14 protein-coding genes are annotated in these 12,333 nt (G+C 65.9%); 7 read left to right on the top strand and 7 right to left on the bottom strand.

Annotated features, from left to right (window positions below; translation table 11 throughout):
• The first annotated feature begins 50 nt into the window (after positions 1-50).
• A complete protein-coding gene (gene upp / locus I6F09_RS21610) occupies positions 51-686 on the top strand; it encodes a uracil phosphoribosyltransferase (RefSeq protein ID WP_036007202.1) in 636 nt (211 codons plus the stop codon).
• A 33-nt stretch (positions 687-719) separates the two neighbouring features.
• Positions 720-2,294 (top strand): AMP-binding protein, encoded by a 1,575-nt coding sequence (locus I6F09_RS21605; protein WP_225112163.1) that lies wholly within the window; start codon positions 720-722, stop codon positions 2,292-2,294.
• A 20-nt stretch (positions 2,295-2,314) separates the two neighbouring features.
• Here I6F09_RS21605 and I6F09_RS21600 read toward each other — a convergent pair whose 3' ends face one another.
• Positions 2,315-3,481, bottom strand: a complete 1,167-nt coding sequence (locus I6F09_RS21600; RefSeq protein ID WP_060735112.1) for an acyl-CoA dehydrogenase family protein — start codon at positions 3,479-3,481, stop codon at positions 2,315-2,317.
• A gap of 96 nt (positions 3,482-3,577) precedes the next feature.
• On the opposite strand from I6F09_RS21600, the gene I6F09_RS21595 reads away from it, so the two are divergent.
• Both I6F09_RS21595 and I6F09_RS21590 read left to right on the top strand, forming a co-directional pair.
• The gene (locus I6F09_RS21595) at positions 3,578-4,081 is read left to right on the top strand and encodes a MaoC family dehydratase (RefSeq protein ID WP_341850358.1); all 504 of its coding nucleotides are present in this window, start codon (positions 3,578-3,580) and stop codon (positions 4,079-4,081) included.
• Positions 4,081-4,932 (top strand): CoA ester lyase, encoded by an 852-nt coding sequence (locus I6F09_RS21590; RefSeq protein WP_225139166.1) that lies wholly within the window; start codon positions 4,081-4,083, stop codon positions 4,930-4,932. Before I6F09_RS21595 ends, I6F09_RS21590 begins: the two co-directional genes overlap by 1 nt.
• A gap of 31 nt (positions 4,933-4,963) precedes the next feature.
• On the opposite strand, the gene I6F09_RS21585 is transcribed toward I6F09_RS21590, so the two are convergent.
• Complete coding sequence (locus I6F09_RS21585; RefSeq protein WP_192893299.1) at positions 4,964-5,365, bottom strand: hypothetical protein; 402 nt, start codon at positions 5,363-5,365, stop codon at positions 4,964-4,966.
• 266 nt (positions 5,366-5,631) lie between these two features.
• Here I6F09_RS21585 and I6F09_RS21580 point away from each other — a divergent pair, with 266 nt between their 5' ends.
• Positions 5,632-5,850 carry a hypothetical protein gene (locus I6F09_RS21580; RefSeq protein ID WP_036007194.1) on the top strand — a complete coding sequence of 73 codons (219 nt, stop codon included), beginning with the start codon at positions 5,632-5,634 and terminating at the stop codon, positions 5,848-5,850.
• Positions 5,847-6,023, top strand: a complete 177-nt coding sequence (locus I6F09_RS21575; RefSeq protein ID WP_172786903.1) for a hypothetical protein — start codon at positions 5,847-5,849, stop codon at positions 6,021-6,023. The genes I6F09_RS21580 and I6F09_RS21575 overlap by 4 nt, the downstream gene beginning before the upstream one ends.
• Before the next feature lie 294 nt (positions 6,024-6,317).
• Here I6F09_RS21575 and I6F09_RS21570 read toward each other — a convergent pair whose 3' ends face one another.
• The 4 genes from I6F09_RS21570 to I6F09_RS21555 all read right to left on the bottom strand — a co-directional run bounded on the left by I6F09_RS21570 (position 6,318) and on the right by I6F09_RS21555 (position 9,039).
• Positions 6,318-7,388 (bottom strand): trypsin-like peptidase domain-containing protein, encoded by a 1,071-nt coding sequence (locus I6F09_RS21570; RefSeq protein WP_225182800.1) that lies wholly within the window; start codon positions 7,386-7,388, stop codon positions 6,318-6,320.
• Positions 7,389-7,588: 200 nt separating this feature from the next.
• Complete coding sequence (locus I6F09_RS21565; RefSeq protein WP_225188993.1) at positions 7,589-7,924, bottom strand: hypothetical protein; 336 nt, start codon at positions 7,922-7,924, stop codon at positions 7,589-7,591.
• 84 nt (positions 7,925-8,008) lie between these two features.
• A complete protein-coding gene (locus I6F09_RS21560; protein ID WP_225188992.1) occupies positions 8,009-8,500 on the bottom strand; it encodes an Hsp20/alpha crystallin family protein in 492 nt (163 codons plus the stop codon).
• Between the two features lie 77 nt (positions 8,501-8,577).
• A complete protein-coding gene (locus I6F09_RS21555) occupies positions 8,578-9,039 on the bottom strand; it encodes an Hsp20 family protein (RefSeq protein ID WP_225112090.1) in 462 nt (153 codons plus the stop codon).
• 310 nt (positions 9,040-9,349) lie between these two features.
• Here I6F09_RS21555 and I6F09_RS21550 point away from each other — a divergent pair, with 310 nt between their 5' ends.
• Positions 9,350-10,912 carry a hypothetical protein gene (locus tag I6F09_RS21550; RefSeq protein WP_225188991.1) on the top strand — a complete coding sequence of 521 codons (1,563 nt, stop codon included), beginning with the start codon at positions 9,350-9,352 and terminating at the stop codon, positions 10,910-10,912.
• Here I6F09_RS21550 and I6F09_RS21545 read toward each other — a convergent pair.
• Positions 10,901-12,202: an MFS transporter gene (locus tag I6F09_RS21545; RefSeq protein ID WP_225188990.1), complete on the bottom strand. Its 1,302-nt coding sequence runs from the start codon at positions 12,200-12,202 to the stop codon at positions 10,901-10,903. The two genes, I6F09_RS21550 and I6F09_RS21545, sit on opposite strands and share 12 nt — an antisense overlap.
• Between the last annotated feature and the right edge of the window lie 131 nt (positions 12,203-12,333).

The raw sequence follows: 12,333 nt of genomic DNA, 5'->3' as shown, positions 1-12,333 counted from the left end.
ACTACCTGGCCGATCTGGCGCAGTTTCACGGAACCGTGTAGAGCGGTTTCATGAGCACAGGCAATGTCAACGTCGTCGCCCACCCCCTGGTCCAGCACAAGCTCTCCCTGATGCGGGAGAAGGACCGCTCGACCAAGAGCTTTCGCGAGATCCTGAACGAGATCGGGATGCTGCTGGCCTACGAGGTGACGCGCGACCTGCCGCTGGAGCTGGTGGACATCGAGACGCCGATCGCGCCGATGCAGGCACCCAAGATCGCCGGCAAGAAGCTCACGCTGGCGCCGATCCTGCGCGCCGGCGTCGGCTTTCTCGACGGCATGCTGGCGCTGATGCCTTCGGCGCGCATCGCCCATATCGGGCTCTACCGCGACCCCGAGACGTTGCAGGCCGTGGAATATTACTTCAAGGCGCCGCAGGACCTGTCCGACCGCACCGTGATCCTGATGGATCCGATGCTGGCGACCGGCAATTCCGCCTGCGCCGGCGCGTCCCTGCTCAAGGCTCGCGGCGCCCGCGACATCCGCTTCGTCTGCCTCCTGGCCGCGCCCGAGGGCATCGCCAAGTTCCAGAGCGAGCATCCCGACGTGCCGATCTGGACCGCCGCGATCGACGAGCGGCTCAACGACCACGGCTATATCGTGCCAGGCCTGGGCGACGCCGGCGACCGGATGTTCGGCACCAAGTAGACAGGTTTGCACGACCGGGTTAGTCCGATGGCCATGAGTGCCAACGATTTTTCGCTGCAATCGCTGCTCCGGATCAAGACCGCCGCCGACCCTGCCCTGGTATTCGACGGCAAGGCCGTCTCTCGCGCGGAATTCTCGGCGAAGATCGAGCAGAGCGCCGCCTGGCTAGCCGCGCAAGGCATCGGCAAGGGCGACGTCGTCGCAGTCTGGCTGGTCAACCGGGTCGAATGGCTCGCGCTGCTGTTCGCCGCGGCGCGGCTCGGCGCGGTCATCGCCGCCGTCAATACGCGCTATCGCAGCGCAGAAGTCGCGCACCTGCTCAAGCTATCAGGCGCGAAGCTCATGGTGGTCGAGGCGGCATTCCGCGCGATCGACTTTGCCACCATCCTCGCCGACGTCGCCGAGGCCGAGGTGCCCGCGCTCCAACGGCTGGCCGTGGTCGGCGCGGATGCGATCCCCGCACACTGGCCCTGCGTGCGGTTCGATGCGTTCGAGACGCCCTACCCGCTGGCTCCGCCGCGCCAGGATGATGTCGACCTGCCCGTGCTGCTCTACACCACGTCGGGCACGACCAAGGGGCCGAAGCTCGTCGCGCATTCGCAAGCGACGCTGGCGACGCACGCCGCCTCCGTCGCCGACGCGCTCCAGCTCGATCACCACCGTCATTCGCTCCTGGCGATGCTGCCGTTCTGCGGCACCTTCGGCATGACGAGCCTGCTCGGCTTCCTCGCGGCCGGCGCGACCATTCATGTGCTCGATGCCTTCGAAGCAGCGCCGGCGCTGGAGATCCTCAGCACGGAGCGCATCACGCATTCCTTCGGTTCGGACGAGATGTTCCGGCGCATCCTCGCCCTCACCGATGCGCCACACCCGTTTCCGCATCTCGAAGTCTGCGGCTTCGCCGCGTTCCAGCCCGGCTGGCGCGAGCTGGCTGTGGAAGCCGAAGCGCGCGGCATGAAGCTGTATGGCCTCTACGGATCGAGCGAGGTGCAGGCGCTGTTCTCGATCGGCGGCCCCAGTGATGCCTTTGCCGATCGGATCGAGGGCGGCGGCTGGCCGATGTCGCCGGAGGCGAAAGTCCGCGTGCGCGATGTCGAGACCGGAGAACACGTGGCCAGCGGCGTCTCCGGCGAGATCGAGATCAGCGCGCCTTCGCGCTTCCTCGGCTACTTCAACAATCCGGAGGCGACGCGCGAGGCGATCACCGCCGACGGCTTCTTCCGGACCGGCGACATCGGCCGGCTGCGCGGCGACGGGTCGTTCGTCTACGAGACTCGCGCCGGCGATGCGATGCGCCTCGGTGGCTTCCTGGTCGCGCCCGGTGAGATCGAGGACGAGCTCAAATCCTGCACCGGTGTCGCCGACGCCCAGGTCGTCGCCATCGATCTCAAGGGGCAGGCGCGCTGCGTCGCCTTCGTGATCCCGACAACGGAGCCGCCCATCCAGGAGACGCTGATCGCGCATCTGCGCGAGCGGCTCGCCGGCTACAAGGTGCCAGCGCGGATCTATGTCGTGGAGGCCTTCCCGGTGACCGACAGTGCCAATGGCGTGAAGATCCAGCGGGCCAGGCTTCGCGCCATGGCAATGGAGCGGATCGCCGCCGAATAGATTCGCTCAGTACGACTTGTTCAGTACGATTTGGCGAGCCCCAGCACCTTTTCCGCGATGAAGCTGAGGGCGAGCTGCGGGCTGACCGGCGCGATGCGCGGGATCAGCACCTCCCGCAAATAGCGCTCGACATGGAATTCCTTGGCGTAGCCGAAGCCGCCATGGGTCATCACCGCCTGCTCGCAGGCCGAGAAGCCCGCTTCGCCCGCCAGATATTTTGCGGCATTGGCCGCGGCGCCGCAGGGCATGCCCTTGTCGTATTGCCAGGCCGCCGACATCACCATCAGCCAGGCCGCCTCGAGCTCGACCCAGTTCACCGCAAGCGGATGCTGGATGCCTTGATTCTTGCCGATCGGACGATTGAACACGACACGCGTCTTGGCGTATTCGGTCGCGCGCGACAGCGCGAGCTTGCCGAGACCGACCGCCTCGGCCGCGATGAGAATGCGCTCCGGATTCATGCCTTCGAGGATGTACTCGAAGCCTTTGCCCTCCTCGCCGATGCGGTCCTCCATCGGGATCTCGAAGTCCTCGAAGAACAGCTCGTTGGAATCGACGATCTTGCGGCCCATCTTTTCGATCTCGTGGACCTTGATCCTGTTGCGGTCGAAATCGGTGTAGAACAGACTGAGACCGTGGGTGGGCGAGCGCACCTCTTCCAGCGGCGTGGTGCGCGCCAGCAGCAAAATCTTGTGCGCGACCTGCGCGGTCGAGATCCACACCTTCTGGCCATTGACGATGTAGCGGTCGTTCTTGGCGACCGCACGGGTCTTGAGCTGGGTGGTGTTGAGGCCGGTGTTGGGCTCGGTGACGGCGAAGCACGCCTTCTCGCGGCCCTCGACCATCGGCGGCAGCATGCGCCTGCGCTGCTCCTCGGTGCCGAACACGACGACGGGGTTGAGCCCGAACACGTTGATGTGCACCGCCGAGGCACCGGACATGCCGGCGCCCGACTCGGCGATGGTGCGCATCATGATCGCGGCTTCCGTGATGCCAAGCCCGGAGCCGCCATACTCTTCCGGCACGCAAATGCCGAGCCAGCCGGCGTCCGCCAGCGCCTTGTGGAAATCGTGCGGGAAACCGCCGTCGTGGTCCTTCTTCAGCCAATAGGCGTCGGGAAAGCCTTCGCAGATCTTGGCGATGGCGTCGCGAATGGCTTCCTGCTGATCGGTGAGCGCGAAATCCATGGTCTTGATCTCCCTTCGCCAAGCGTTCTTTAGCTCGAAAAACTGCATGCAGATACGTGAATTTGCCCGCGAAGTGTGCCTACCATGCATGGGGTCATGCGGCGCGACGTGACGCGCGCGCCGTTATTTCGCAGGGAGGAAACCGCGATGGCCGGACTATATTTCGAGGACTTTTCCGTGGGCCAGGAGTTCAGGCATCCGCTGACCCGGACCGTCACGGAGATGGACAACACCATGTTCAGCCTGCTGACGCTGAACCCGCAGCCGCTGCACATCGACGCGCATTTCGCCGAGAAGACCGAGTTCGGCCAGCGCATTTTCAACAGTCTTTACACCCTCGGCATCATGATCGGCATGACGGTCTATGATACGACCCTGGGCACCACCGTCGCCAATCTCGGCATGACCGACGTCACCTTTCCGAAGCCGGTCTTCCATGGCGACACGTTGCGGGCCACGACAAAGGTGCTCTCGGTGCGGGAATCCAGATCGCGGCCCAAGGCCGGTATCGTCGAGTTCGAGCACCATGCCCTGAACCAGAACGACGAGATTGTCGGCAAATGCCGCCGCATGGCGATGATGCACAAGAGGCCGGTCTGATGCGTTCGATGCTGTTCGTGCCGGGCGATTCCCCGCGCAAATTCGAGAAGGCGAGCGAAGGCAAGGCCGACGCGCTGATCATCGATCTCGAGGATTCCGTCGTCACCGAGAAGAAGGCGGAAGCGCGTGAGCTGACGCTTTCGATGTTGAAGAGCCGCCCCGGCCCGCATCAGCTCTATGTCCGCGTCAACGCGCTCGACACCGGCATGACGCTGGCCGATCTCGCCGCGGTGATGCCGGGCAGGCCTGACGGCATCGTGCTGCCGAAATCGCAAGGCGGCGACGACGTGCGTCAGGTCGCGACCTGGCTCGAAGCTTTGGAAGCCGCCTCCGGCATCGCGATCGGCGCGACCCGCATCGTCTGCGTCGCGACGGAGACCGCCGGCTCGATCTTCTGGCTCGGCAGCTACAAGGGCTGCTCCCCTCGCCTCGCCGGCCTGATGTGGGGCGCGGAAGATCTCTCCGCCTCGCTCGGCGCTACCGAGAAGGCGAGCGGCGGCGTGTTCCACAGCCCCTATCGCCTGGCGCGGGATCTCTGCCTGATGGCGGCGGCAGCCGCCGAGGTCGCGCCGATCGACACGGTTTACACCGACATCGACAACCTTGCCGGCCTCGAAGCCGAAACCCGCGCCGCGCGGCGCGACGGTTTTTCGGCCAAGGCGCTGATCCACCCCAAGCATGTCGACATCGTCAACGCGGCCTTTGCGCCGACGGAGGCCGAGCGCGCCTGGGCGGAGAAGGTGATCGCGGCGTTCGCGAGCAATCCCAATTCCGGCACGCTGCGGCTCGACGGTCAGATGATCGACAAGCCGCACCTTCGCGCGGCGATGAAGATTCTCGGCCAGTCCTAGAGCGGGACGCAAGCCGGGCCGGCTGCCGGCCTCAGTCGAACCCCTGAACGGGCGGTGCCGAGGAATGCGCCGGCGCGGCAGGCGCGGCTTGAACCGGCGGAGCCTGGACCGGCGGGGCCGGATTGCCGGCAGCTCTCATCTGGCCGTTGGCGGCCATTGCCTCGCGCGTGCGCGACGGGCTACCGGTCGCGGCGGCGCGACGCGGCGGCGGCTGCCGGTGCCTGGCCGACTGCGAGCCTCTCAGGCCCCAGGACCGGGCGATCGAAGGTCCGGCCGTGTAGCCGATCAAGGCGCCGGCGACCGCACCCACCGGCCCAAGCACGACCGCACCCGAGACCGCGCCGAGCGCCGCGTCGCCTGCGCGCTCCTGCGCGAGCGCGCCCGCGGGCACGCAGGCCAGCATTGCGACAGCAGTGATCAGTGCCTTGTTCATCGGAGCGCCTCCCTCGCGACAGATCACTCCTGCTCAAATATGGCCACACGAGGTTCGCTTGCCGGCCAACAAAAGGCAATCGCGCCCGGAACCCGGGCGTCCGGACAGCTCGATTGGCCGACCATCGATCTCCAGGAGCCAGCGACACGGACAGGCGCGCCAACATCTTGACACCGCTCACCCGCTGAATATTTTTTTTTGCCGAGAAGAGATCTTCTCATCCTCGCAAACCAAAGGATCTAACGCGACCGTCTGGAGAGACGACGATGCTCGATGAGAATTTGGCCCGCATTCGTGCGCACCGCAACAACATCCACCGCTACCGGCGCCTGCTGAAGACCAGGCTGTCGCAGCTCGAGCGCCAATTCATCGAGAGGCGACTTGCCGAAGAGCGATCGGCGCTCGATGGCCTGACCGCCAGCACCTTTCCCGTCGGCTTCCGCGCCGCCGAAGCGCCGGCGAACGCGTTGGGGATGGCCCAATGAACAGCCAACGCGATCTGCTGATCCGCGGCAGCGAGAAGGTCATCGGCCATTACGAGCTGCTTCTTGCCAGCGCCAAGAGCGAGCATGAGCGCGAGCTCTATCGCCAGCGCATCGAACGCGAGCGGCGGCTGATCCGGGACCTGCAAGGCGAATGGGATCACCGCGCGGCCTGAGCTGGGAGATCACGCCTCCCCGGCACCGTCGCAGGGAGGGCTATCGCATTTGAGAGCTCTCCCCTGCGGCCATCCTTCGAGACGCCCGCTTGAGGCGGGCTCCTCAGGATGAGGACGGAGTGTGTGGCTGCAGTTTCAAGAGGCACTGACGCTGATGAGCCTCATCCTGAGGAGGCGCGTAAGCGCCGTCTCGAAGGACGAGGCGTGCGCAACGACCGCCATCACAAGTCATATGCCATAGCCCTGCCGTCGCAGGGACGAACCGCTCCCGCGGTTCGTCCCTGTGCATTCGTTTCAGCGGACGAGGCGGTTGGGGCCTGCGAGTGCGCTGCTCGTGCCGGCTGCGGGCGCCACTCTCACCGTGGCGGTGAACGGCGCACCGTTGCGCAGCAGCGTGAGCTTCACGTCCTCGCCGATCCGCGCCAGGCCGATCGTGTTGCGGAGCTGGGCGGCAGTGCGGATCGGGCGGTCGTCGGCGCCGGTCACGACATCGCCCTTGCGCAGGCCGGCCTTCTCTGCGGGCGAATCCGCCGCGATCTCGGCGATGACGGCGCCCTGATTCAATCCCTTGTTGACCGACGGATGCAGGTCCTTCAGCGAAATGCCGATGCGGCCGCGCTCGACCCGGCCGCTCACGATGATCTGCTCCATCACCTTGCGCGCCATGTTGACCGGAATGGCAAAGCCGATGCCGACGTTGCCGCCCGCGGGCGAGATGATCGCCGAGTTGATGCCGACGAGCTCGCCACGCAGGCTGACCAGCGCGCCGCCGGAATTGCCGGGATTGATCGCCGCGTCGGTCTGGATGAAATCCTCATAGCCCTGCTTGCCGAGGCCGGTGCGGCCCAGCGCGCTGACGAGCCCCGAGGTCACGGTCTGGCCGAGGCCGAAGGGATTGCCGATCGCGAGGACGAAATCGCCGACATCGAGCCCGTCGCTGTCGCCGAAGGCAAGCGCCTTGAGCCCGACCGGGTTCTGGACCTGGAGCACTGCGACATCCGTGGGCGGATCACGGCCGATGACCTTGGCGGAAAACTGCCGGCCGTCCTTGGTCGTGATCTGAACGGCGGATGTGCCCTCGACCACGTGATTGTTGGTCAGCACATAGCCGCGCTGGGCGTCGACGATCACCCCGGAGCCGGTCGCATTGACCTCCTTCTCGATCTGCCGGGGAACGTCGAAGAACTCGCGAAACAGCGGATCGCGATAGAGCGGGTTGTCCTCGCGCACGCGGCCATGCACGGAGATGTTGACCACCGCGGGCGTCACCTGGCGCACCAGCGGCGCCAGGGTCGGCACCGGACCGCCGGTCTTCAGATCCGGAATCTGGCCGGCGGCAGGCTGCGACGCCGTGAGCGTCAGCATCAGTAAGGCCAGGAACAGCAGACGCACAGCATTCGTCATCGTCACCCTGCCACGTTGTGTTGTGAGGATAGTCGGAACCTTGGTGCTTCAGCCTTCGTCGCCTGACGCGACGATCCAGCCCTGCAAGGCCAAAAGCGGGACGGTCCAGGCTGCCGCGGCCTGGCCGAGCAGCACGAGGGCGAGGACGGTGGGCGTGACCATCATACCGCCTGCCCTTCTGCGGCGGCCCATGGCCGCCGCAGCCGCATCGGCACGCCGCCGCCCCGCGGCGGATCATCATTGTCATTGTCGCCGTCGAGCTTGCGCAAGGCGGCCAGAATGTCGGCGAGCTGGACCGTGTGGCTCATGCCGGGAATCTCGCGCAAGGCGGGACAGGATTCGACCGCATACATGTCCGATGCCCAGGACGACAGGATGACGCGCTTCTCGGGCGACGAGAGCTCCTCGGCATTCAGGACGTCGGCAGGCGAGTCGTAGTGGGCGGCGGGATGAAACAGCGGATTGAGAGTGCCGGAATTGGTATTCACGTTGGTCATCGATGGGTCTCCCACATGCTCCTTTCCAGGGGGACGGCGTGTTGACAGGAGACGGCGGCGCCACATCGCCGCCGTCCCGCTTGACTAGTGTGTGTTGATCGCGATGCGCTTGACGCCTTCGCGTGCCTTCTCCGACTTCGGCAGCGACACGGTCAGGACGCCGTTCTTGAACGACGCCTCTGCCTTGTCCTCCTCGACGCCATCGAGCGGAATCTGCCGTTCGAACGCACCATAATAGCGCTCGGTGAAGTACCTGCCTTCGCCGTTGCGCTCCGCCTTCTTCTCGCCGCGGACGGTCAGCACGCCATTGGCGATCTCGACCTGAACGTCCTTCTCCGTCAGGCCGGGAAGCTCGGCCGAGACGGTCAGCGTCTTGTCGGTCTCGCTGAGCTCGACCTTCGGCCAGCCGAAACGGCCCTCCATCAGCGGCGACAGGCTGGTCGCCCCGAAGCCGCGGAAGACATCGTCGAACAGACGGTTCATCTCGCGGTGAAGCGTCAGGAACGGATCGAAATTGTCGCGCGCCGGCGCAAGCTCCTGGTTCTTCGACCAGGGAATGAGATCACGAAAAGCCATGGTACCCTCCTTCATGCATCGGAAAGCGCGGCCCGCGCACGCGCGCGCCGCGTTCCGCTACCTGTTCGATCGAGCGCTCAGGCTGCTTTCTTCTGCTCGATCTGCGTTGCCGCAGGAGCGCCGCCCGCGATCGGAATGCGGCGCGGCTTCATGGCTTCCGGAACCTCGCGGACGAGGTCGATGATCAGGAGCCCGTCCTGGAACGAGGCCTGCTTCACCTGGACATAGTCGGCGAGGTTGAACACGCGCCGGAACGGACGCGCGGCGATGCCCTGGTACAAATATTCCCGCGCGGCGGTCTCGGGCTTCCTGCCCTCGATGGTGAGCGCGTTCTGTTCGGCCGTCACGGTGATGTCGCTGACGCCGAAGCCTGCCACCGCAAGGCTGATCCGGTAGTGGTCTTCGCCGGAACGCTCGATGTTGTAGGGGGGATAATTGTCCTCGGTCGCCTGGCGCAGCGTGCTGTCGACGAGGTCGGCCAGGTGGTCGAAGCCGATGGTGGAGCGCCACAGCGGCGCAAAGTCAAAGCTGGTCCTCATAACCAAGTCCTCCAAAGAGCAAGATGGATACGAAGGAGCGCAAGGCGGGATTTCAGACGGGTCCGAAAGACCAACCCGGCGCCCGTGCCGGACCCGGTTGGCATCCGACACACCGCTCTCGCGGCGAAAAACGACTTAGAAAACCGCAAACCGGTTTCAAGAGGGGCCAACGGATTTTTTTTCGACCCCATCGATGGTCCGCCGAGCCCGGACGCACTCGGCGGCAACGGCAAGGTAAAAAAGGGGTAAAATGGGCGGGTCGAGGGTAAGGCCAGGTTGCCTCCGCGCGTCTGGCCCCGGGGCAACGCGCATGACGAACCAGGCGGCAGCACACCGCAGACCAGGGACCCGACCGCGTCCGGCCGGTCGCACGGCCGGCGCGATTGCCCTGCTGGCCGCCGCAACCACCTTTGCGGCGCAGGCCGACGACATTGCCATCTCGCCTGCCGGGCTAAAGACGCTCGGAACGATCGATGCGCGCTTTCAATCCTACAACATCGAGATGGTGGAGGTGACCGGCGGACGGTTCTGGAAGCCTTATCCGCGAACCGCACGTGCCTTCGACGAACGGGATCGTTACAGCGCGCGGCCGCCGATCGATCTTGCCAATGCGCGACTGCGCCTGCTCGCCGCGGCGTTGTCGCCGGCCTATCTTCGCGTGAGCGGCACCTGGGCCAATGCGACGTTCTTTGCCGAGGCGCCGGGAGCCCCACCGCCGGGATTCAACACGGTGCTCAGCCGAGCGCAGTGGCGCGGCGTCGTGGAGTTCGCGCATGCGGTCGATGCGGAGATCGTCACCTCCTTTGCGATCAGTCCCGGCAGCCGCGATGACCACGGCATATGGAAGCCGGATCAGGCGCAGCAGCTGGTCGACACCACGCGCGCTCTGGGTGGGCGCATCGCCGCCGCCGAATTCATGAACGAGCCGACGCTCGCAGCGACGGGCGGTGCACCGGCGGGCTATGACGCGGCCGCGTATGGCCGCGACTTCAAGGTCTTTCGCGAGTGGATGCGGCGCGCCGCACCGGAGACGCTGATCCTCGGTCCCGGCTCGGTCGGCGATGCACCATCGCCGTCCGGAGCGGGGCTCACCACGCGGGACCTGCTTGCCGCATCCGGTCCCGGCGTCGATCGGTTCTCTTATCACCATTACAACACGATCTCACCGCGATGCGGCGGGCACGACGATCCGGCGCAGGCCCTCTCGGAGCAATGGCTGGGCCGCACGGATACGACACTCCGGACCTACCAGGCGCTGCGCGACGCATTCGAGCCGGGCAAGCCGATCTGGCTGACCGAGACGGCTGATGCCGCCTGCGGCGGCGGCTTATGGGACAGGACTTTTCTGGACACGTTCCGCTATCTCGACCAGCTCGGACGCCTGGCGAGGGCCGGCGTCCAAGTGGTGATGCACAACACGCTGGCTGCCAGCGATTACGGCCTGCTCGACGAAACAACGTTCCGGCCGCGGCCGAGCTATTGGGCCGCGCTGCTCTGGCGCCGGCTGATGGGAACGATCGTGCTCGACGCAGGCAAGCCTGCTGCGCGCGATCTCCATCTTTACGCGCATTGCCACCCAGCCACGACAGGTGCGGTGTCGCTGCTCGCAATCAACACGTCGCGCGGCACATCGCGCACGTTATCGCTGCCGGATTCCGCCGAGCGGTACACGCTGCACGCAGCGCAGTTGCAGGGTAAGATTGTGCAGTTGAACGGCAAGAGGCTCACGCTGACCGCTGAGGGCCAGCTGCCCCGGCTCGAGGCACGCGCAGCACCGCCGGGAACGGTCAGGCTTGCGCCGACGACCATCACCTTCCTGGTGTTTCAGAACGCTGCAAATCCGGCTTGCTTGTCCCGACGCTCAGGATCTTAGCGAGTCCCGCGCCGTCTCCGGCGCCAGCAGCGTCGCGACGATCGTGATGACCGACAGCGCGACGATGTAGACCGACACCGCCCAGTACGATCCGGCCCAGGCCAGCAGCGCCGCCGCGATCAGCGGCGAGAAGCCGCCGCTGAGCGCCGCCGCGACGTTGGCGCCGAGCGAGGCGCCGCTGTAGCGCACCTGGGTGCGAAACAGCTCCGGCATGAACGCGGCCTTCGGCCCGAACAGCAGCGCATGGGTGAGCGTCATCGTGACGACGAGCGCAAGCGTGATCAGCGCCGGCTCCCTGGTATCGAGGAACCAGAACAGCGGAAACGCCAACGCCACCGAGAACACGCCGCCGGCCAGATACAGCGCCTTGCGTCCGAAGATGTCGGACAGCCAGCCGGCCAGCGGCAGCGTCGCGAACTCGACGATCGCGGCATAGACCACCGCATCCAGGATCACCTGCCGGGGCAGGCCGAGCTTGGTCGTCGCGTAAACCACCGTGAACACGGTGAGGAGATAAGCGAGCCCGACCTCCGACACCGTGATGCCGATCGCGAGCAGAAAGCTGCGCCAGTCGCGGCGCAGCACTTCGAGGGCCGGCTGCGCCAGCACCTCCTTGCGCTCGACGATCTCCTTGAAGTGAGGCGTCTCGGCGAGCTTGAGCCGCACGATGAAGCCGACGCCGACCAGCAGAATGCTGATCAGGAACGGCACGCGCCAGCCCCAGCTGAGGAAGTCCGCCTCGGGCAGCTTCGTCATCAGGGCGAAGATGCCGGTGGAGGCGGCGATGCCGACGGGGAAGCCGACCTGCACCAGGCTGCCGTAGAAGCCGCGGCGATTGCCGGCGTGCTCGATCACCATCACGACCGCGCCGCTCCACTCGCCCCCGAGCCCGATGCCCTGAACGAAACGGAGGATCACGAGCAGGATCGGGGCCCAGACGCCGATCTGATCGTAGGTCGGCAGGCAGCCGATCAGGAAGGTGCCGAGCCCCATCGCGATCATGGTCGCAACCAGCATGGTCTTGCGGCCGAGCCGGTCGCCGTAATGCCCGATGATGGCGCCGCCGATCGGCCGCGCGACGAAACCGACCGCATAGGTCGAGAATGCCGCGAGCGTGCCGACGAAGGGATCGAAGCTCGGGAAGAATAGCTTGTTGAAGACCAGCGCCGCCGCCGTGCCGTAGATCAGGAAATCGTACCACTCGATCGCGGTGCCGAGCGCACTCGCCCACACCACATGCGCCGTCGTCGATCTTTCCGCGGAAGCGGAGACCCCCGTTGCTGTCGTCATGCCCTGCCCCAAAGGATTCCGGTGGGCATCATGGCCAAACGTTGTGACGGTTGCAATCTGTGGAGGTGTTGCCTCCTCACTGGATTTGCGGCGCGGGATTTTGTGCGCAGGTGGCGCAACACCCGTCATTG

The sequence above is a fragment of the Bradyrhizobium sp. IC3195 genome (genome assembly GCF_020193585.1).
Lineage (GTDB): Bacteria > Pseudomonadota > Alphaproteobacteria > Rhizobiales > Xanthobacteraceae > Bradyrhizobium > Bradyrhizobium yuanmingense.
This window is presented reverse-complemented; position numbering and strand designations above follow the sequence as displayed.

Bases quoted from the DNA above. Each gene is read 5' to 3' on its own strand.
- upp (WP_036007202.1), top strand. From the start codon at position 51: ATGAGCACAGGCAATGTCAACGTCGTCGCCCACCCCCTGGTCCAGCAC.
- I6F09_RS21605 (WP_225112163.1), top strand. From the start codon at position 720: ATGAGTGCCAACGATTTTTCGCTGCAATCGCTGCTCCGGATCAAGACC.
- I6F09_RS21600 (WP_060735112.1), bottom strand. From the start codon at position 3,481: ATGGATTTCGCGCTCACCGATCAGCAGGAAGCCATTCGCGACGCCATC.
- I6F09_RS21595 (WP_341850358.1), top strand. From the start codon at position 3,578: ATGCGGCGCGACGTGACGCGCGCGCCGTTATTTCGCAGGGAGGAAACC.
- I6F09_RS21590 (WP_225139166.1), top strand. From the start codon at position 4,081: ATGCGTTCGATGCTGTTCGTGCCGGGCGATTCCCCGCGCAAATTCGAG.
- I6F09_RS21585 (WP_192893299.1), bottom strand. From the start codon at position 5,365: ATGAACAAGGCACTGATCACTGCTGTCGCAATGCTGGCCTGCGTGCCC.
- I6F09_RS21580 (WP_036007194.1), top strand. From the start codon at position 5,632: ATGCTCGATGAGAATTTGGCCCGCATTCGTGCGCACCGCAACAACATC.
- I6F09_RS21575 (WP_172786903.1), top strand. From the start codon at position 5,847: ATGAACAGCCAACGCGATCTGCTGATCCGCGGCAGCGAGAAGGTCATC.
- I6F09_RS21570 (WP_225182800.1), bottom strand. From the start codon at position 7,388: ATGCTGACGCTCACGGCGTCGCAGCCTGCCGCCGGCCAGATTCCGGAT.
- I6F09_RS21565 (WP_225188993.1), bottom strand. From the start codon at position 7,924: ATGACCAACGTGAATACCAATTCCGGCACTCTCAATCCGCTGTTTCAT.
- I6F09_RS21560 (WP_225188992.1), bottom strand. From the start codon at position 8,500: ATGGCTTTTCGTGATCTCATTCCCTGGTCGAAGAACCAGGAGCTTGCG.
- I6F09_RS21555 (WP_225112090.1), bottom strand. From the start codon at position 9,039: ATGAGGACCAGCTTTGACTTTGCGCCGCTGTGGCGCTCCACCATCGGC.
- I6F09_RS21550 (WP_225188991.1), top strand. From the start codon at position 9,350: ATGACGAACCAGGCGGCAGCACACCGCAGACCAGGGACCCGACCGCGT.
- I6F09_RS21545 (WP_225188990.1), bottom strand. From the start codon at position 12,202: ATGACGACAGCAACGGGGGTCTCCGCTTCCGCGGAAAGATCGACGACG.